Annotated in this window: 21 protein-coding genes and 1 pseudogene; 1 reads left to right on the forward strand and 21 read right to left on the reverse strand. The window is 58.2% G+C overall.

The genetic code is table 11. The annotated features are described in order from the left end of the window. Window positions 1–332 precede the first annotated feature (332 nt). From QA635_RS34635 to QA635_RS34690, 12 genes are all read right to left on the reverse strand, one after another. Window positions 333–1,487: a DegT/DnrJ/EryC1/StrS family aminotransferase gene (locus QA635_RS34635; RefSeq protein ID WP_283071996.1), complete on the reverse strand. Its 1,155-nt coding sequence runs from the start codon at window positions 1,485–1,487 to the stop codon at window positions 333–335. 44 nt (window positions 1,488–1,531) lie between these two features. Further along, the gene (locus QA635_RS34640; protein ID WP_283064209.1) at window positions 1,532–1,801 is read right to left on the reverse strand and encodes a hypothetical protein; all 270 of its coding nucleotides are present in this window, start codon (window positions 1,799–1,801) and stop codon (window positions 1,532–1,534) included. Between the two features lie 32 nt (window positions 1,802–1,833). Then, window positions 1,834–2,193 carry a DUF3024 domain-containing protein gene (locus QA635_RS34645; RefSeq protein WP_283064210.1) on the reverse strand — a complete coding sequence of 120 codons (360 nt, stop codon included), beginning with the start codon at window positions 2,191–2,193 and terminating at the stop codon, window positions 1,834–1,836. Between the two features lie 15 nt (window positions 2,194–2,208). Beyond that, window positions 2,209–2,448 (reverse strand): nitrogen fixation protein NifZ, encoded by a 240-nt coding sequence (locus QA635_RS34650; RefSeq protein WP_283064211.1) that lies wholly within the window; start codon window positions 2,446–2,448, stop codon window positions 2,209–2,211. Then, on the reverse strand, window positions 2,445–2,765 hold the full coding sequence (locus QA635_RS34655) for a nitrogen fixation protein NifZ (RefSeq protein WP_283071998.1): 321 nt from the start codon (window positions 2,763–2,765) through the stop codon (window positions 2,445–2,447). The genes QA635_RS34650 and QA635_RS34655 overlap by 4 nt, the downstream gene beginning before the upstream one ends. Window positions 2,766–3,288: 523 nt before the next feature. Beyond that, window positions 3,289–3,513, reverse strand: a complete 225-nt coding sequence (locus tag QA635_RS34660; protein WP_283064212.1) for a 4Fe-4S binding protein — start codon at window positions 3,511–3,513, stop codon at window positions 3,289–3,291. A gap of 8 nt (window positions 3,514–3,521) precedes the next feature. Next, complete coding sequence (gene nifB, locus QA635_RS34665) at window positions 3,522–5,024, reverse strand: nitrogenase cofactor biosynthesis protein NifB (RefSeq protein ID WP_425249215.1); 1,503 nt, start codon at window positions 5,022–5,024, stop codon at window positions 3,522–3,524. A 397-nt stretch (window positions 5,025–5,421) separates the two neighbouring features. Beyond that, a complete protein-coding gene (locus QA635_RS34670; protein ID WP_283064214.1) occupies window positions 5,422–6,285 on the reverse strand; it encodes an SIR2 family NAD-dependent protein deacylase in 864 nt (287 codons plus the stop codon). Next, complete coding sequence (gene nifT / locus QA635_RS34675) at window positions 6,282–6,506, reverse strand: putative nitrogen fixation protein NifT (RefSeq protein WP_016848167.1); 225 nt, start codon at window positions 6,504–6,506, stop codon at window positions 6,282–6,284. Before nifT ends, QA635_RS34670 begins: the two co-directional genes overlap by 4 nt. Next, window positions 6,503–7,636, reverse strand: coding sequence for an aminotransferase class V-fold PLP-dependent enzyme (locus tag QA635_RS34680; RefSeq protein WP_283072000.1), 1,134 nt, complete (start codon window positions 7,634–7,636; stop codon window positions 6,503–6,505). The genes nifT and QA635_RS34680 overlap by 4 nt, the downstream gene beginning before the upstream one ends. Before the next feature lie 78 nt (window positions 7,637–7,714). Continuing rightward, entirely contained in the window at window positions 7,715–7,993 is a 279-nt protein-coding gene (locus QA635_RS34685; RefSeq protein WP_283064215.1) for a hypothetical protein, read from the reverse strand. Between the two features lie 19 nt (window positions 7,994–8,012). Continuing rightward, entirely contained in the window at window positions 8,013–8,333 is a 321-nt protein-coding gene (locus tag QA635_RS34690) for a HesB/IscA family protein (protein WP_283064216.1), read from the reverse strand. 275 nt (window positions 8,334–8,608) lie between these two features. Between QA635_RS34690 and QA635_RS34695 the strand changes: the two genes are divergently transcribed. Further along, window positions 8,609–9,199, forward strand: coding sequence for a hypothetical protein (locus QA635_RS34695; protein ID WP_283064217.1), 591 nt, complete (start codon window positions 8,609–8,611; stop codon window positions 9,197–9,199). A 9-nt stretch (window positions 9,200–9,208) separates the two neighbouring features. On the opposite strand, the pseudogene QA635_RS34700 reads toward QA635_RS34695, so the two are convergent. From QA635_RS34700 to nifK, 9 genes and pseudogenes are all read right to left on the reverse strand, one after another. Continuing rightward, a pseudogene (locus QA635_RS34700) lies at window positions 9,209–9,589 on the reverse strand (Rieske (2Fe-2S) protein). A gap of 819 nt (window positions 9,590–10,408) precedes the next feature. Then, a complete protein-coding gene (locus tag QA635_RS34705; protein WP_283064218.1) occupies window positions 10,409–11,233 on the reverse strand; it encodes a host specificity protein in 825 nt (274 codons plus the stop codon). 952 nt (window positions 11,234–12,185) lie between these two features. Continuing rightward, window positions 12,186–12,485: a ferredoxin III, nif-specific gene (fdxB, locus tag QA635_RS34710; protein WP_283064219.1), complete on the reverse strand. Its 300-nt coding sequence runs from the start codon at window positions 12,483–12,485 to the stop codon at window positions 12,186–12,188. Window positions 12,486–12,498: 13 nt separating this feature from the next. Then, window positions 12,499–12,699, reverse strand: coding sequence for a CCE_0567 family metalloprotein (locus QA635_RS34715; RefSeq protein ID WP_283064220.1), 201 nt, complete (start codon window positions 12,697–12,699; stop codon window positions 12,499–12,501). Between the two features lie 8 nt (window positions 12,700–12,707). After that, a complete protein-coding gene (locus QA635_RS34720) occupies window positions 12,708–13,178 on the reverse strand; it encodes a NifX-associated nitrogen fixation protein (protein ID WP_283064221.1) in 471 nt (156 codons plus the stop codon). 6 nt (window positions 13,179–13,184) lie between these two features. After that, the gene (gene nifX, locus QA635_RS34725) at window positions 13,185–13,580 is read right to left on the reverse strand and encodes a nitrogen fixation protein NifX (RefSeq protein ID WP_283064222.1); all 396 of its coding nucleotides are present in this window, start codon (window positions 13,578–13,580) and stop codon (window positions 13,185–13,187) included. Continuing rightward, window positions 13,577–14,977 (reverse strand): nitrogenase iron-molybdenum cofactor biosynthesis protein NifN, encoded by a 1,401-nt coding sequence (nifN, locus tag QA635_RS34730; RefSeq protein WP_283064223.1) that lies wholly within the window; start codon window positions 14,975–14,977, stop codon window positions 13,577–13,579. Before nifN ends, nifX begins: the two co-directional genes overlap by 4 nt. Window positions 14,978–14,986: 9 nt before the next feature. Next, the gene (nifE, locus tag QA635_RS34735; RefSeq protein WP_283072001.1) at window positions 14,987–16,633 is read right to left on the reverse strand and encodes a nitrogenase iron-molybdenum cofactor biosynthesis protein NifE; all 1,647 of its coding nucleotides are present in this window, start codon (window positions 16,631–16,633) and stop codon (window positions 14,987–14,989) included. Window positions 16,634–16,729: 96 nt separating this feature from the next. Next, on the reverse strand, window positions 16,730–18,286 hold the full coding sequence (gene nifK / locus QA635_RS34740; RefSeq protein WP_283064224.1) for a nitrogenase molybdenum-iron protein subunit beta: 1,557 nt from the start codon (window positions 18,284–18,286) through the stop codon (window positions 16,730–16,732). Window positions 18,287–18,326 lie beyond the last annotated feature (40 nt).

The following is an 18,326-nucleotide window of genomic DNA, read 5'->3' on the forward strand; positions in this document are numbered from 1 at the left end:
TGAGCTTCGCCGGGCGCTCGCTGATTTGGATCACTCTCCCGTTTGGAGCGAAGCGGACGTGAATGATGACCTGTTGAGAAGTCATGGCAACCCCTATTTGGCCGACTTTAAAGACCCGAGCCGAAACTGAGGATCTCTGTTGTGACGTGCTTCGTTTCCGGCAGCTTGCGTGGCCTCCAGCCGCGGCTTGGAGACCGCGCCTCGCTACTTTCGAGCAGGTCTTCTTCGTGCTCACGGCCCCCCCTCGGTCGCTCCGCTCGTTTCGCGCGACGTCGCAAGTGGGATCATCGCCATTTAATCGTCGTCCTTCGATGTGTTGGATGACGTGCATCTCAGTAGATCGCGGCCCCTGCGCCCACGTTGATCGAGGCATCTTTCACGGCTTCGACGATGAACTCGATCTTGTCGTTCGTGAGATGGGTGTGAAACGGCAGCGCCAGGGCGCGATCGGCGATCTTTTCGGCAACCAGGAAATTGCCACGTCGATAGCCGAGTTCGAAGTAGTGGCGTTGCAAGTGCAGCGGATGGCTATAAGCGACGGCTTCAATTTGGGCGACGCGCAGATCATCGACGATTGCATCGCGACCGGAACGCGTGAAGCGCGTTCCGAGATGGACGAGATAGAGCAACCAATTCACCTCGGTCACATGGGGACCAACATAAGGCGGCTTGATGCCCTCAAATGATTGCATATGCGCGTTGTAGAGCTGCTCCACCAGCCGACGACGCTCCAGGATTTCATCGAGACGCTTGAGCTGCGCCAGTCCCAAGGCTGCCGTGAGATAGCTCATGCCGGCTTGGTATGGTGCTGCGGCACCGACGATCACGGAGGAGCGTTCGTCCAGGCGGTGGGCGCGATAGCGACGCAAGCCAACCGCGATGTCGATATCGTCCGTTACCACCATGGCGCCTTCGCCACAACTTAGGGCCAAGGGCTGGGCAAAGTCGAAGACCGCCAGGTCGCCAAACCGGCCGACGAGCTCGCCCTTGTAGCGCGATCCGATTGCTTCGGTGGAATCCTCTAGAAGCGCCAGATGGTGGCGCTGCGCGATCGCCCGCAGTTCCGACCACGGCGCGGGATGGCCGTTGGGATTGCCGGCGACAATCGCCCGCGTGTGGGCCGTGATGCGCTCTTCGGCTTTATCTGGGACCAATGTTCCCGACCAATAGTCGATGTCGGCAAATACCGCCCGTGCGCCTGCAAGACCGATCGCATGGACCGTCTCGCGGAGGGAATAGGGCGAAGCGATGACTTCCTGCCCTGGCCCGATGCCGACCGCCTTGAGCGCAAGCAGGAGCCCAATGGTGCCACTCGAGACCGCAACGGCATATTTGCGGCCAAGATAGGCTGCAAAAGCGTGCTCGAACGCCTCAGTGACCCACCCATTGGAGATCTGCGGCGAGCACAGAATCGTTTCCACGGCGGAGAGCTCGGCGAAGGTGATATCGGGATCGGACAATGGAATGAAGGACGTGTTTGCCTCCATCCTGTCCGCACCATCAAGCCGATGCGCTGCCAGTTCAATCCCGCTCACCGCGCAACATTCCTTCTTGCCAACACGATGCCGGTCGCCCGCTTCGGATCGGGCGTAATCTGTACGCAGTGATCCGACCCGTCGAGCAAATGCAGGTCGAAACGAGGAAACCGCCGGAACGGCTGATCCGTCACATCCGACGCATCGCAGTGAACGCATGCAAGCTGCGGAAAGCGGCGCCGCAGCTCGACAAGGGGGCCCGTGTCCGCGCCGTCGACAGCAAGCAGCCGTTCGATTTCAATCAATTCCTCCGCAGTAAGCGCCATCGTGGCTCCTCTAGGACTCGCTAAGGTGGTCGTCATTGCCAGAACAGGCGCTCCGGATCCGCGTTCAACTCATCGATTGCTGAAGTCAAGCGGTGGTAAAGGCTGTAAAATTCCCAGATCCCTTGCGCGTGGTTCTTGCAAAACAGCTTCCAGATCCCACTGACGGTGTCGTAAAGAATCAGCGCGACATCAATGAGACCACCATCCTGGTCGATATTGCGCGAGCAACAGGGACTCTCGATCAGATAGCCACCCCTCACTGGCGTCACGTTCGGCGAGACATACAGATAGCGCTTGCGCGAGCTCAAGCCGCGCTCGATCCGCTTGCGATCGAGCTCGTTTGGGTGAGGAACCAACCCGGTCTTTACCTTCCTCATCAGCGCGGCAGTCATCGCGAAAGCTCCCCTTCAGAGCACCGTGATTTCTTCTTCAAAACAGCCAATGAGCCGTTGCACACCAAAATCAACAGTATAGATCGGCACGTCGGCTTCGGTATGGATAGCGACTCTGACGATCTCGCCGGTTGCTCCGGCGCCGAGCACGATCCCTTCGGGTTCCGTATTGGAAAAAGAGCCATCGTTGATGAGGTCGACCGCCGCTTTAACGCGTTGGCCCCGCCGATATTTCGGAAAGCGGGCCTCAGTCATGACACAGCCTCTTCCGGCAATGGCAAATCATCGATCTCCTCGCACTCGTCCACCGACTCAAGCTCCTTGCGCTTCATGCCAACGCGGTAGCCACGTTCGAGAAACTCGACGCCGTAGATGTAGAATTGCTGCAGGAACGTTCCGATCGAAACGACGTAACCCACCTCTCCCTTCTTGACCAACACCTCGCCAATCTCTTTGCCGCGAAAGGTGCCATCATTACGGATGGTGCGATTGGCCCGTACCTTTTCGCTAAAGCTGAAAACAGGCGGCCCGCTAAGCTCGACGACGTCGCTATCGCGAAGGATTTTATTCATGCAGCGCTCCCTATGGACACGCAGTGCCGCCGCCATACCAGCACAAGCGAGGTCCTGCATCGATTTGTCCTCATTCCCGAAGACATCCGGCGATTCACCAGCGGCAATGCCGCACGCCATTTCAAGGCGGAGATACCGGTCAGGACCGCGCTGCGGTGCAGTTCGCACCCTCGGCAACAGTCCCTGCATATTCTCGAATCGCACGGAGGCGTTCGCGTCGTTCGCCATGGCTAACGGCCACTCATCGTGGACAACCCATGCCAGAGAGTGGCGGCACTCGACCTCCGCATCGCTCATCAATCGGTCGAACAGCTGCAGCGATGCGGCGCGCAACGGCGCGATCAACTTCATTGTCCTGGCCGGCCAGCATCGGCGCCATTCCTCGCACATCAAGCGAAGATTCGGGCCAGACGGCGAGGCTGCGATGGGGCTCGCTTCGCAGTCGCAGGAGCAGGCGCATGGGCTCATTCCTGGGCACGGTCCGCATCATCAAGCGGCGGCAATCCGTTCACGGGGCTCACCTTTAGGCTGGCGTCTGGTAGCGCGCCAAGGATGTGTCAACGACGCAGGTATTGTCGACTGGACAGGCGGCGACGCATTGCGGCTCGTCGAAATAGCCAATGCATTCGGTACATTTTGCCGGTTCAATGACGAAGCTCCCCGCCTTCTCAGAGATTGCAACGTTCGGGCACAAGGGTTCGCAGGCTGAGCAGCTCGTACACTGCGAAGCAATGATCTTGAATGGCACATACCCCCCTACGCCGCAGAGATTACGGCTTTCTGCCGAATCGACGCGTCGCCGCGCTTCACGTGCTGGATCTCACCGCTTTTCACCCGGTCGAGATAAGACCGGAACCAGGAGATCGCCGACTTCTCAAACAACTCATGCGCGTATTGATCAACCGGCTCGATTCCGGCCTTGATCAGATTGCTTTTCGGGCCGCCGCCGATTTTGGCCACGAACACCGCGTGGCAGTCATTGATGCCGCGAATGATAGTCGAAAGCCTATCCTTCTCCCCATCACCGCCTTGGCAGTAGACGTCTACGCGGCGGTGGCCGACGAATTTTGCGCCGGATGTGGAAAGTTCGTAGATTTGGAATTCCTTCGCATGTCCAAAGTGCTCGTTGATCAGCCCGGAGCCTTTGGTTGCGACTGCCACCAGTAGCGTGATCTCGCTCACCTCTCCAGCCAATTCCCCGAGCTCCTCTTTGCTGGCCGCGGCCTTCGCAGCACGCTCATCCTCTACCCGGTCATGGTAAGCCTTGCGCATCTCGAGGTCGTATTTGACGTCCATCTTCATGACTCGGTCGGTCGTAAACTCTGCGCTGCGATCTTCTCCGAGTAGACCCACAGCATCGGCACGGCACTGACGGCAGTGACGCATCATGTTCATCTCCCTTTCGCAAGCATCTTGCAGCGCCTTCAATTCCTGCGCTGTCGGCCCGCGCTGACCGTTGAGGCCAAACACCGTGCCGTACTCGGGTGCGGAGATCAGCGGCATGATATTGTGAAGGAAAGCGCCGCGCGACTTCACCGCCTTGTTCACTTCGACCAAGTGACCGTCGTTGATATGCGGGATCATCACAGAGTTGACCTTACACAGGATCCCCCGTTCGCTAAGCATCTCCAAGCCTAGCAGCTGGCGATTGGCAAGTACCCTTGCCGCGTCGAGGCCGGTGTAGCGCCTGTGGTTGAAGAAGATCCAAGGATAGATCTTGGCGCCGATTTCGGGATCGATCATATTGATGGTGATCGTGACATGGTCAACCTTGGACTTGGCGATGGCGTCAATATAATCTGGCAGGCTCAGCCCATTGGTTGATAGACACAGCTTGATGTCCGGAGCCGCTTTGGCGACGAGTTCGAACGTCTTGAACGTCTTTTCTGGATTGGCCAGCGGATCGCCGGGACCGGCGATGCCAAGCACGGTCATCTGGGGAATAGTGGCCGCGACCGCAAGCGCTTTCTTTACCGCCTGCTCCGGCGTGAGCTTCTCGCTCACCACGCCCGGACGTGATTCGTTGGCGCAGTCGTATTTGCGGTTGCAGTAGTTGCACTGGATGTTGCAGGCTGGCGCTACTGCGACGTGCATGCGCGCGTAATGATGATGCGCCTCTTCGCTGTAGCAGGGATGGCTCTTCACTTTTTCCCAGATCTCGGTCGGCAGATCGCCTTGCCCTGCCCGCGAGCCGCAACTCGCCCGCCCGGAGTTGGACGAGGTGCGGCAGCCCTTATGCTCGGCGGCCGGCTGCACCATCTCGCTGGCACTTACTGCAGCTTTGGCACATTTTCCGCGCCCGACGACCGCGTTCATTTCCCATGTCTCCCTGCAGGCAATCTTCGGCTTCTCAGGACCAGCCCCGAGAGCCTCAGCAAGAGCAGTAGCAACTCATATGCCATGGTAGAGTCGATGCGATTGTAGCCATGCGCCAAACAGTTAGCTGGAACAGCAACGCAACCGAATGCAAGAACAGCAACCATGCGCGTGTTTGAAAGCCAACAAGCACGTCGTATTCCTGCCGCCGAGCTCCACGGCGGGTGCATTCATTCAAACGCCAAGCATGCGCGATCCCGGCTCCTTCCCCGTTGACCTTGATGCGATACGGCATCTGACAATAGGCCGATGCGAGCTGGCGGTCCGGCTTCGCAACGCGCTAATGGGTGAGCAGTATCTCGACTGCGCGAGGCAATCCAATCGCAAGCGGCGTCAGGCCCTGCTCGCGCAGAAAGCGGAGCTCATTGCGTGACAGCGTATCCAGATCAACGATCGCATAGTGGGTTTTGGCTGTACGCTTGATGATTTGCCGGGCATAGCTACGCAACAGCAGGTCGTTGAACCGACAGCCGATGAAGAGAAAGCTCTGTCCGATCCGCCTTTCCTTGATGATGTCCGGAATCGGTGTCTGGATGTCGATTTCGGTCAGCACCTCGACATAGTCCGCGTCGGAGATCAGGAAGTTCTTTGCCGGCTGCACACCGCCATGCGGCTTGTACAGCACCGTCGCCCAGCCATCCGCCACGACACCGTCGACCTCTTGGCCAATCGAGTCATAAAAGCGATACCAGCGATTCTCGCCAATGCTGGCGCGGGTGATACCCTGCACTTCGCCCCATCCATCGCGCTTATCCAACGCCCCGCGCATCGCGCCATCATACCATGTATCGACTATGATGGGCAGCGACAGAGACGCAAGATGATCGTGCAAGGCGGTCGGCTCGACCGGCCGAGCGAAGGCCTGCGCCATCAATGCCGTCACGGTGGAGCGATGTTTGCTGATTTCGATGTGCTGCGCCGCGGCCCATGCATTGCTCTTCGCCCGTCGCGGCAGCGCGACCTTGCTGGCGAAGAAAGCAGATAACGCCTCAGGCGTCGTCGGCACATCGGGTCTGGACAGTTCGGCAAGGCCAGGACCGATATAGGGAACAATGCTCGCGGCCCTCAGCCCGGCAGCAACGTCCGCGAGAATGGCCTTAGCATCGGTTGCGTTGACAAAATCGATTTGCACGGGCGCATTCACGGATCGTCACCGTTTTCGCCTCGTTTCTTGGCGTTGATTGTCACCGGCAAGCGCGTATCGCTCGCCATCTGCGGCAAATCGAGCACCCAGCCATTGGCTATTTTGATCCAGCCGCCCCATAGCGTCTCGTGCTCGGATTCCACGATCGACTCTTCGAGATCCTTTTTCGGCACGTAGATCGACAGGCCCGAGTCCGGAGCGCGGCGAATCATGATCTTCACGAGCTCAACTCCCTCGACTGCCGCGCATAGCTGGCCAGACCGGCCGATCCCCGCAAATTGGCGCGCAGGCGAGCCACGATGTCGGATAGTACGCCCACGACCTCATCGACCTCCGCAACGGAGGTTTCACGCGACAGAGAAAAGCGCACCGCGCCGCGCATACTCCGCTCAGGCACCCGCATGGCGCGCAGAACATGCGATGGCTCCATTGAGCCGGACTTGCAGGCTGCCCCCAGCGACACTGCAATGCCTGCACGATTCAGATGATGGACGATTGCTTCGCTTTCAAGATCATCGAACGCGATATTGGCCGTGTTCGTTAGCCGATTGCTAGCATCGCCGAGCACCGCGCACTCGCTGCTGTGCAAAATCCCCTGCTCCAGGCGGTCGCGCAACGCACCAATACGAACACGCTCCGGCCCGAGCCGCTCCACCGCCAGCTCCGCAGCTTTTCCAAGACCAACGATGCCAGGGATATTCTCAGTACCGCCGCGGCGCCGACGTTCCTGCGATCCACCCCAGATCAGCGGCCGGAATTTTGTCCCTTTGCGCAGATAGAGCGCGCCAATCCCTTTTGGGCCATGCAGCTTGTGCGCCGAAAGCGACAGCATGTCGATCGCACTGTCCTTCAGGTCGACGCGTTCCTTACCGACGGCCTGGACCGCGTCTGTGTGAAACAGCGCGCCTGCCTCACGGGTCAACCCGGCCAGAAACTCCACGGGAAAAATCGTACCGGTCTCGTTATTGGCCCACATGGTCGAGACGATCGCCGTGCGGGGCCCGAGCGCGCAGCGAAACGCCTCGATGTCGAGCCGGCCGCGGGAATCTACCGGTATGATATGTGTCTTGACGCCTTTCGGCGCCAATTGCTCGACCAGCGAAAGGATGGCGGAGTGCTCAACCGAGGTGGTAACGATCTCGTCACGGCCTTCCTGGCTCGCAAGCGCCGAGAGGATGGCAGCATTATTTGCCTCTGTCCCACCGGAGGTAAAAACGATCTCATGATCGTGGGCATTCCCCAACAGATCCTGCAAGCTACGGCGCGCCTGCTTCAGCGCCATTGCGGCCTCGCCGCCAAAGGCGTGGCTGGATGAGGCATTGCCGAATCGCTCGGTGAAGTAAGGCAACATGGCTTGCACGACGGACGGATCAGTCCGCGTCGTCGCGTTGTTATCGAGATAAATCGGCACCTGATTCCCTGCTCAATCTCACGCCTTGGCTGCCGCAGCGACCGGGATGAAACGGACGAATTCGCCGAGCCTCTCGACAAGCCGCGCCTGAATGCCTTCCAACGATCCGCTCAAAAGCTCGCAAAACGCGCCGCCACCAACGCAGACCATGTTCCTGCTGCCACCGATCCGGATCACTCGACTGCTGTCACCCCGTTGCAGAATGGGGCGGATCTTCTCGAGTACGGCGCGAATGCGCGGTCTTCGGCCGTTCACGGCGGCCTGCAATTGCCTGAGTTGCTCTGATTCGGCCAACATGCTTGATGTCTCTTCCATATCAGCTGAACGATTTTCCGCAGGAGCAGCTCGAGGTGGCGTTCGGGTTGTGAAAGGTGAAGCCTGGGCTCTCCAGCGCCATCACGAAGTCGATGGTTGTTCCGACCAGATGTTGATGACTCTTGTCGTCGACAAACACCTTCAGGTCGCCGCACTCAATCACTTTGTCGTCGGGCTTCGGTTCCTCGGCCAGACCCATCGTGTATTTGAACCCGTTGCAGCCGCCTGCCTCGACCATAATGCGCAGGCCGCCAGCTGGCCGCGTCGATGATGAAATCGCACTCTTGACCGCATTCACCGCGCTATCCGTCAGGTTGATCATGGCTTATCCTTCATCTGCTTAGGACCGCGTGCTCATGGCAAGTCATGTGCCACCGCGCGGACATTTGATGATGCTTGCCTTTTCGGGCCACGCCTGTTGACTTTGGTACTCGTGTCGAATTTCCGACAAGGCTGCTTCAGGCAGTCGGAGCCCATTCACGCCTTTTCCTTCCAGGCTATGCCGCAGACTGCTGCACATGGGCGGCAAGCAATTTGCATTGCATCTCGCACCGGCGCCGAAGCGTTGGTGAAACGCTTAGATCGAGGAACGTTCTAATGACTGCAATCGAGAACACCGCACTCGGCAGACTTGAGAAGGAGGGTCGCCTGCTCAATGCCGTATTCAAAGGCGGGACCATTAAGCCTGGGCGGTTCGGCTTTCGCGGTGACGTCGCACTGAAATTCCAAACCCAGGTCGCGGACGAGAAGCGGCCGCCGGACTATTCGATCGAACAAGTTTTGACCATCGCGCAGGATGGAGAGCGAACCATTCCAGTGCTAGCCGGCTATCTGCATTCCTTCGCCTATCTTGCCGACGTTGCTGGCGTGCTGGACAGCGCGTTAAGCCCCGACGGCAGCTACTTCATGTTCTGCAACAACATAGATCTGCTGGCGAAATACCGAGTCAAGCTTGGCGATGCCACTTTCCACGTCCTTCCGTGCGACGAGTCCACAGTTTGGAAGGAGATGATGGACCTGGTCGGAATCAACAAGGACGACATCAAGAAGCTCGATTCAGGTGGCAAGCTGGATTACCTGCTCGATGCGGCAAAGAATCTGGATCTGTCCTGTGACGAGATCTCGTACGAAGATGGACTGAAGAGGATGGAACCCGTGAAGAATCGGAACGAAAATCGGCCGGTCTGAGCGCAGGCTTCATGCATCGGAGGGCGCATCGTCTTCGACAAGACGCACGCCGACGACGCAGATTTCGCCGTCCAGAACTGTCAGCGCGATCGGCGTGAGCGCTCTGACCTTGCATTGACCTTCGACGCACCGCCCGGTGCTCAGTTCAAAGGTCGATCCGTGCTTGCCGCACATCAGCCGGACGCCATATGGATCGAGGAATTCGTTTCGCTCCCAATCTAGTTTGACGCTGTTGTGCGGGCATTTGTTGACATAGCCAAGCACTTTCTTACCTCATCGGATCACAACGATGGGCCACGGCCGCTGATTGCCCTCGTCATCGACGACCATAAGGTCAAATCCCCTCGCCCGTCGGTTTGGAATGTCGTCGAAGCCGCAAATCGCATAGATGGCATTGACTGCTCGTTGATTGCGAGACGTGCCTCATTATCGCTGTACGTCAATTAGGCAAGACCCGGTAGGAGCGCCCAACCGGCTCAGCTTTGTGGCACTCCAAGCGAGCAAGCTCGACAGCAAGCACAACTCATTGGCGCAGGTGCGGCCGGCCGCGTCGCTTTCGCTTTCGCCCATCAGCTTTTCCGATCACTTGATGGAAACCGCTAAGCTGTCGCTCACAGAGCGGCAATGCCGTTCTGGTCAGCCGAACAAACCAGACCTGAGGATTGGCGTGGCCGTCACTTTGGCGTGTCTTCGACGAGAGGCGGTACACCGTCTCTCTGTACCCTCGATCTTCGGATACACGGCGACGTTCCCGTGCATGCGCGGGCCGTAGCGGCTTGAACAGTGATGAGAATGATGCGGTCCGATCAGAGCCGAACAGAATACAATGAATCCTGGATGCTCGCAGGCCGTCTCGCTGAGCGGCAGCTAATCGAGAGCGGCGATGCAAACGTTTGCGTTACGACTAGCGCTCGCCGGTCGCCGCTTCGCCTCGACGAGCAGACTGGCTTCGGCGGCGACATCAGAATCGATGTGCCAATACCGAGCGCCTCGTTAATGAAGCCGATTTGATAGCTGGCAATGATTCACGCTTTGCAGTCGGGCGAGCTTGCCGATGGCGGCAACCCTATCACCGCCAAATCCGAGACAGGTTTTCCTTAGGGCGCACGCAGAAAGCGTGCGCCCTATCAAGCGAGAAACGTCGCTGCTGCGTGCACTCCGCGAATGCAGGCCGGCCACTTCTGGCCGGGTGGCATTATCGCGACTGCTTTACTCCATGCTCAGCCCGGCAAGAGCGCGCTCTAAGTAGAATGACGGATCATCGTCAGAAGAGTTCCACTCTTCAGTAGCAGTATCACCGTCATCTACCTTAGCAAGGTACTGTGTGGGCTTGCCTACTCGCTGCCACTCGTTGTTATCATTCTTCGTCCACACTTCGGGATGCTGATGAGGATCAAGCACCCAGTTATTTTCTTCCCAGTGAACAAAACCCATTTCCGCCAAGCGGGGTTCCATGCCGGGCAAGGCCGGGTTTGACAAGATCAACGGATCAGCGCCATCCTTTCTCAATTGGTGTTCCAGCAGAATATCGCCCGCATTTTCGGCCAGGGGATGCGTCACTCGAAGGTCTACGACAGAAGTGATATCGTTGCGCCCGAACTGTTGCCGGAAATCCTCTCTATCGATGAGAACCGGACCTCCTGCTCTTAGGAGCCCAACAGTTTCGTTACCCAACTGATAGCTGTAAAATCGGGCGGGCCTGGTCGGATCGTAATGAGTGCTTCTGTAGGCTCCAGCAACAATTGCCGCGCGCTCAGCCTTCTTGGATACGAAATCCGAGTACTCTTGTGGATTCCTGGCGATCTGCCTGATGTCGTCGCCCAAAAATCTCCGCAGCCCTGCATTGAAGGAAGATTCGGTGATGTCGTCTATTGGTGGATCCGAAGCGAGAAAGTATGACGCCGGCGACGACCCACCTGACCCGACGTCTGAAAGCGTTTCCGCAAAGTGCGGGCTATCTCCCGCCTCTTCCGATTCATCAGCTTGGCTGGCGTTTGGGGACTGGCTGGATGAGCCAACGATTCTGCCATACATCAGATCGCTCTCCTATCGGCACAATTGCACCTGTAGAGCTCGTGCCGCGCAAGCTCTGACGACGAGGATACGCGGCTTAGCTGACCGTAAGCTGACCCACACGGCGCAGAACATCTGTCCGGCTTCCACGTAACGACCAGGCTATCAGCACGCGATTCGTAAACACGCGTTGCTCATCGAGCTGCAATCGATAGCCGCGCATTGCGTGATATTTCTGATGGTTGAGTTTTCGGAGACCGGCCGGTTGTCGATACAGATCCGCGACCACCGCCACATCAGACCGCTGGGACGTCATAGGTTTGAGCAAGCCATTGACCAAATGCAACCATCCGTCGAGGACCGGCCCAGAGCTTGCCCCCATCGGCCGTTCCATGCTTTTCTTAGTGTGCTACCGATCTCGACGATCTCGCATACGCACTTGCACCGTCCCTCCGGTCCGATGCAACGACACCGTCAGTGCCAAACCAAGACGGGTACGGAATGAACAACTAACTGCTGCCGTCACCAGATTCCGCGTCAACGCGATCGGTCATGAATCTATCATTGGCGGCACCGAGGCCAAGGTACGGCGCCCCCTCTTCCTGGAGAGGACGAGCTACGGGACATAATCGGAACCATCTGGAGGAGTGCGCCCTACTTCGGGGAGCCAGCATTCTCCGACCGATTACAATCTGGATCGCGTCTAGTTCAGCCGATTCTGCGAGCCCGGATCGGTGCAGGACGTCCTTCCACGAAAACATAGAGCTTGCGGAGGATCTTCTCCACAGGATTACGACTCAAATGTATGGCTTGCCTTCTGCGAGCCTAACCGCAATGTCTCCGCTCGCTCCGTCCAACAATCGAGGCCATCACCCACGCCGGCCCAGCCTCAGTTTGGGGTTACACGAGATCGGCTATGGGTCTCGTCCGTCGCGTCCATTGCGCCTGCCGCGGAGAACGATCCTGCCTTCGCTCACGCAGCTTCGGCCGCGGCTGAACCGTGGGTCTGGCAGTTGGCCGGACAAACTCTGGCGCAGGCTCCGCAGCCGATGCAGGCGCCGTGATCATTCAAAACCATGATTTTCTTTTCAATTTCCCCGTCCTCGTCCTCGTCGAGGTCGACGAGCTCGCCCTCCTCGTTGATTCCCTTCAACGTCATGACGTCTCGACCGCACACCTTGAAGCAGCGGCCACAGCCGATGCACTTGCTGGCATCTATCGAGATCAAATAGTCCGGCGTCCAGTCGCGGCCATCGCGCGTCGCAAATGACATGAATCGGACTCCTTTAGCTATTTTCCAGGGCCTTCAAATCATGGCTCTTGCGTTCGAGTTCAGCATAGGCATCATACGCCTTCTGCGCCACCACCATGATCGATGTCCAGTTGATGGGAAGTTCTTCCGAGAGGTCGTGCAGATCCATTTTGGCTTGTAGCGCTTTGGCCGAAAGTTTCTTTAACTCCGCCTTCAGTAGTTCACGATCGCTCATTAGTTCCCTCAATAGTTTGCCACGTCCGGAAATTTCCGGATCAAGTCGATTCCGGCCCTGACATATTTGTCACCCTCCTGCGCGAGCTTTGCGAGGTTGTCGAAGCCGAACCGATGCATATCGCGCAGCTGCTTGTTCACGGCGATCAGCCGACCCGCGATCAGCACCATGCGGCCAAAGCCTTCATGATGCATCTTCAGCATCGGCTGGATCATTACGCCGGTGGCCCTCTCGATCGAGAGTCCGACTGCGTTGAAGAACAGCTCCAGCCGCCACAGGGTGTCGGGATCAGGATCGCCGACAATCGGCAGTGCCCGCCGCTTCTCCTTGTCCAAGATATAGGGTTCAAGCAGCTCGAAATCGCTCTTGGCCTCCCAGACTCCGTTGGTATCCTGAGCGCGCCATATCTTGACCAGCTCCTTGAGGAACGGGGAATCGAGGGCGTCGCCCTGCTGCGCCATTTCTGTGGCCTCGGTCATTTCACCTCATTCGTCGAACTCGAATGTGCGCCGTTGGTCCTTCGCCAAGGCCTTGCGTAGCCAGGGCGGCGGCGTGCCCTTCAATACGCGCTCGAGCTTTTCGAGCAGCGCCAGGATGTTTTCTGGCTTATTCACCTTGATAGGATGGATGTTGTTGGCCACCACCCGCGCAGCACCGGCACCGCCGATGGCGGCAACATACAGGATTGCACAATCCTTGATCGCCTCGATCTTCGGCGCCAGCTTGTCGTCGTCACCGTCTTCCTTGAGATCTCCCTCGAACTCAACCGCTTTGAGAAACACGTGCCCGTTTGGCGCGACATCGTAGATGGCGATATTCTTTGCCCAACCAAAATGGGCATCGACGCTTCTTAGGTCTTGTGTGGCGAATGCGACCTTCATGCAGTCGACCTCTCAGCTGCACTGCGGTGGCCCGACATTAGCGGCTGTGCCGCCGAAGGCCTCCATCTATCGGGTGTCGGCTGATGATTCTCCTCGCGGTCCGCGATCACAAGATTGGCGATATCAAAGATCAGATCGCGCGTACCACGATAGCCGACGGATAGTTGGTGCCCTGCACCAAGCCGATCGAACATCGGAAAACCGGCTCGATAGAACGGGATTTTCAGCCGGGCCGCCGCCTGCCTGCCATGCGAATGCGTGATCAGCAGGTCGCAATGCCTTGTTCTGGCTAGCTCTTCCAGATCCTCAAGATCGCCGATCAGCACCTCCTCGGTTTTTATCCGCTCGATTACCGCCGACTGCGTGGTCGTCACGGCCGCGCTCACCTGCGCACCCATCTCGTGCAACATACCGGACAGGTCGAACAGCAGGTCTGGCTCGGCCGCGATTGCAAGTTTGCGACCGCCAATATGGAAGTGAGCGTCCAGCATTGCGTCGGTGAGCTGGCCGCGCTGGCGCCGATATTTCGATGGCACGGGGCGGCCGCTGATCTCGCTCAGAAAAGTCATGAATTCATCGCTCGGACCCAGACCGCATAGCCGTTCGAACAGGCGAAATGGCACGCCGGTCCTGGACTGCATGAGCTCTGCTGCTCGCAGCATCTGCCCGCCTATTGCGATAGTCCACCCTGCGCGGCCCATGCTCGCGATTTCGTTCACGCTGATGCCGCCGATGGTCGTTGAGGTAAAGTCATCAGGGATATGTCCATCGAGCGACCCCGCCAGATCAGGCAGGAAGGACGGCCGCAACCCAAAATCCTCCAGGATGGCACGGAGTTCATCAAGATCACCCGGCGTGAGGTGGCATCCTGGAAGAACATTCACCCTCAAAGGATCGCGCAGGCCATTGATATTTGCCCCATCAACCAGCAACTCCACAACGCTCGCCACGGCCTTCTCCCAGCCGTCCTGGAACGCCCCTTTGAAATCAGGCGTCGAAACATAGACCAGCGGCAATTTCGCAAGCTGCGGATGCTTGTCCCGGATCAGCTTGAGGTAGGCATCGACATCGTCTCCATTGGTCTCGGTGACACCGGTCGAGCAGATTCCGATGATCTTTGGCTTGGTACGATTGTAGATATTGAGTATCGCCTGCTCGAGATTCTCATAGCCGCCGAGCACGGTCGCGACCTCGCTCATCGCAGTGGTCTGCAGCGGTACAGCCTCCTTGAAATGCCGCACAAAGAGGGTGAGCCCGAAGGAGGTGCACCCTTGTGAGCCGTGCAAAAGCGGCATCGCCCCGCTTAGCCCCATAAAGGCAAATGCGCCGCCGATCGGCTGGCTCATCTTCAACGGGTTAACCGCGCATGCTTTTGTCGGCAACGTCGCGATGGCCATGACACCTTCCTATTCGGCGGCCTGCAGCCCGGCGGGCGGCGCGGACGCCAGGACGTCCTCGATGCGTCGCTTGCAGCAGCCACCGACGGCATTGGTGTGACTTCTGACTGCCTCGACGCTCTTCAGGCCATGCGCGTAGATTGCATCTTCGATCGTGCCGAGATCGACCGTGTTGCAGGAGCAGATCTTTCTCGCGCGCCGCGCCGCTTCGGCGAGCGCCGGATCGCGCGCGATCGCTGCCACCGGCGATTGCATCTGCACCATCGTCTTGGCCAACGCCTCCCATGGCGCCGGTCGACGTAGCTGCTCCCACATCGGGTTGGAGAGCGACTTATCGATCTCCTCCACCAGCTTGACCATTCCGACATAGCCCATATAGGCGTAGCAACGCTCCTGGTTGACATCGAGCCAGGGCATCGCCGCCTTCAGTGCAACAAACTGCGATTTGCCGCCCGAGAGCATGATGTCCGCTTTGGCGTCCTTCAACATCCTGTACATTTCGCGCGGCGTCATATCCTCGATCATGTGGGCATCTTGCCCCATGAGCAGCTTGATGCGTTCCTTGTCCTCCCTCGTCGACTTCTTCACACTGGTTCCGACCATTTCGAGGCCGGCTTCCTGTAGCGCCGCAACGACCGACCATGACTTGACGCCGCCGGTAATCAATAACGCCTTCTTGCCTTTGAATCGTGGCTTGTACGGCTCGATCGCAGCCCACGCTCTCGCCTCCTCGCGTGCGATCACCGCTTCGGTGCGCCCGAGCAGCTCTTGTGGCGCGCCACGTTCAACCAATAAGCGGGCAATCTGGCGCAGCGAATAGCTCGAATCCTGAATACCGTAGAACGACCCTTCGAAGAACGGGATCCCGTAGCGTTCCTCCATCTTGCGTGCGACGTTGACCATGGCCTTCGAGCACACCAGCATCGCTGCCCGTGCGCGATGGGATGAAGCGACTTCGCGATATTTGCCATCGCCCGAGATGCAAGACAGAATCCGGATGCCAAGCTCTTCGAACAACGGCTTTACCTGCCAGAGCTCTCCCGAGAGATTAAATTCTCCGATCAGGTTTACATCGTACGGCGTGGCGTAGTCCGGCTCCTGCGTTCCGATTACATAGTCGAGCAAGGCCTCGCCGGCGAGCTTGTTACCGAGGTTCTTGGAACCAACGAACCCCGGGGAATTGATCGGAATCACCGGCTTGCCGAACCTTTGAGACGCCGCCTTGCAGACCGCGTTGATATCGTCGCCGATCATGGCCGGGATGCAGGTCTGATAGACGAAGATTGCGGGCGGGTCGTGCTTGTCGATGATCTCTTTGATCGCTTTGCAGAGCCGCTTCTCGCCCCCAAATACGATATCGGTTTCGCTCATATCGGTTGTGAATGCCGTGCGCCACAGACTAGAGCCGGAGGACGCCGCGCCGCGATTGTCCCAAGAATTGCCTTCGCATGCGATCGGACCATGCACGAGGTGAGCGACATCGGTAAAGGGCTGCAGCGCAATCTTGGCGCCGTCGAAGGCACACCCGCCCGCAGCGCTGCCCGGCTGCAGTTGCTTGGTGCAACCCTTCTTGCGCTCAGCCTCCGACTTATTGCCATTCTTGGCGCAGCCCGGCTCGCTGAAGATATCCTGGACCGTGGCCGCTAGCGAACTCATCAGCTTTTTCCTCTCTGCGAAAGCAACTCTCTGCCGACCATCTTGCACGCGCGCCATCGGCGAGTGTTCCGGCGACGGCACGCGCACTCTCCGCCATCAACGAATGATGTCGAAGCTATAGTCAGTCTTGCCAAGAACATTGGTCTTCTTGTCGATTTCATCGAAGATCTTGTCGAGGATCTTCACCAGTACATTCAGGCCGCCCTGATAACCCCACACAGGGGAGCGGTGATGGTGATGCCGATCAAAAATTGGAAACCCGATTCGGATCAGTGGCGTTCCCGTGTCCCGTTCCAGGTACTTGCCGTGTGTATTGCCAATCAGAAAGTCAACCGGCTCCGTGAACAGGAGCGAGCGCATGTGCCAGAGGTCCCGCCCCGGATAGGCCTGGCAGGCCTGACCAAATGGCGAGCTTGCAAACAGGGCCTGCATTTTTTCCTGCCACGCCTTGTTGCCATTGGTGGACAGCACATGGGTCGGTTCGGCGCCGAGTTCGAGCAGAAAGGCAGCCAACCCATAGCAGAGATCCGGATCGCCATAGATCGCGAACTTCTTGCCATGGATATGCGCGCTTGAGTCCGCAATGGCATCAACCAAGCGGCCGCGCTCTCGCGCGAGTTCCTCCGGAATCTCCTTGCCGCTGATGTGTGACAACGCCACGAGAAAATCATCTGTTGCGGACACACCTACCGGGTAATTGAAAGACACGACGTCCTGGCCATGCTCGGACACGAACGGCAGCGTTTTTTCCGTACACCATTGCTGCATGGAGATTGTCGCCTTGGCGTGAATCGCATTCGCCGCGTCTTCCAGCGTGGTGCCGCCGTCATACATCCGGAACTCGCCATCGGTCGGGGTATCGAAGACTTCAGAGTTATCGGCGAGAATCGTATGTTCGATGCCCATCAATGCCAAGATTCGCTTGATCTCGCGAAGATTTCCAACGGTATTGCCATCAAAGCCGCCGATGATGTTGATTGCCTCATTTGGCTTGCGCTCCAGCTTCGGCGCCGTTCCGGCCTTGCCGTCCCAAAAATGCTCGAGAATGCCCTTGAGTGCGTTGTCGTAGCCCGTGACGTGGCTGCCGACGAACGCCGGCGTATGTGCGAACGGCACGTCGAACTCTGCCGGAACCGAGCCTTTTTCCTTCGACGTCTTGATGAAGGCGTTGAGGTCATCGCCGATTACCTCAGCCATGCAGGTCGTCGAGACCGCAATCATCTTGGGTTTGTACATGTTGTAGCTGTTGGCGAGGCCGTCGATCATATTGTTCAGCCCCCCGAACACAGCGGCGTCTTCCGTCATCGACGAAGACACGCAGGAGCTCGGCTCCTTAAAGTGCCGCGACAGATGGCTGCGGTAATAGGCCACGCAGCCTTGCGAGCCATGGACGAAGGGCAGCGTGCCCTCAAAACCGACTGAGACGAAAACGGCGCCAAGCGGCTGGCAGGCTTTGGCCGGATTTACCGCAAGCGCCTCCCGCGCGAAATTCTTCTCGCGATATTCGGGGGTTTTCGTCCATTCCTTGATACGTTCGACCTCGGCAGGATCGCGGGGATTTTCGAACAACTTCTTGTCGGCCAGCATTTGTTGGTATTCTGGACCGCGGAACAGTTCGAGATGATCGAGCACATGTTCTGCACTCTGCGCCATGTTAGGATCCTTCACTATCGAAATTGATGTCGCCCAACTC

Source organism: Bradyrhizobium brasilense, from assembly GCF_029714345.1.
Lineage (GTDB): Bacteria > Pseudomonadota > Alphaproteobacteria > Rhizobiales > Xanthobacteraceae > Bradyrhizobium > Bradyrhizobium australafricanum.